Source organism: Streptosporangium sp. G11, assembly GCF_051192615.1.
GTDB lineage: Bacteria > Actinomycetota > Actinomycetes > Streptosporangiales > Streptosporangiaceae > Streptosporangium.
The window spans coordinates 1-742 of sequence record NZ_JBPJUQ010000340.1 but is presented as its reverse complement, the minus strand read 5'-3'; the positions used below and the strand labels follow the sequence as shown (position 1 = coordinate 742).

Below are 742 nucleotides of genomic sequence, written 5' to 3'. Positions count from 1 at the left end.
CCAGCGAACAGGGCGAGGAAGGCGGGAAAGTATTCGCGCAGGATCGAGCGCAGCTCGTTGCCAATGCGATGAACGCGCCAGACGGCGTCTTGATGGGCACGAGCCAGGACGGCGATGGCCTGGGCCTGCTGGCTGTCGCTGGGCAGCGGCCGGTGCATGGGCATGTCGGTGCGCAAGATGTTGGCCAGCACGACGGCGTCTTGCTGGTCGGACTTTTTACGGGAGACCGCGTGCCGGTCGCGGTAGCGCGAGGCGCTGAGCGGGTTGATGGCGAACACCCGTCGTCCGGAGGCGCGCAAACAGGCGACCAGCAGGCCGCGCGGCGTCTCGATGGCTACCGGGATCGGGGCCTCGGGACTGTCGCCGGCCTCGGCGAGCATGTCCAGCAGTTGCTGATAGCCCTGGCTGGACTCGGTGATACGACGCTGGGCGATCACCGTCCCCGCCTCGTCGACCAGGGCGATGTCGTGGTGTTTCTCGGCCCAGTCGATACCGCAGTAGACCGTCATGGTGTCCTCCGTCCGCTGTGCGGGTCGCAGGCCATGCCGAGGTCGTGCGGCGTGCTAATGACAAGACTTGGTGGTCTTCCATCCGATGAGCCGTCTTCCGACTTCGGCGACTTGCGCAGTCCCGGTCTTGCTGAGAGCTCATGGCTCACGACTTGACGAGGGGTCTGGTTGCGCGAGCGGCCTTCATCACGCTGTATCAGAGGCGGTCACGTCACGCTGGCCAATCAGCCGAA

The 742-nt window shown here is 65.8% G+C and carries 1 protein-coding gene; it reads right to left on the bottom strand.

Features of this window, described 5'->3' with window-relative positions; genetic code table 11:
• A partial coding sequence (locus tag ACSDR0_RS50920; protein WP_435296189.1) for an IS110 family transposase occupies positions 1-509 on the bottom strand: 509 nt, incomplete at its 3' end.
• Between the last annotated feature and the right edge of the window lie 233 nt (positions 510-742).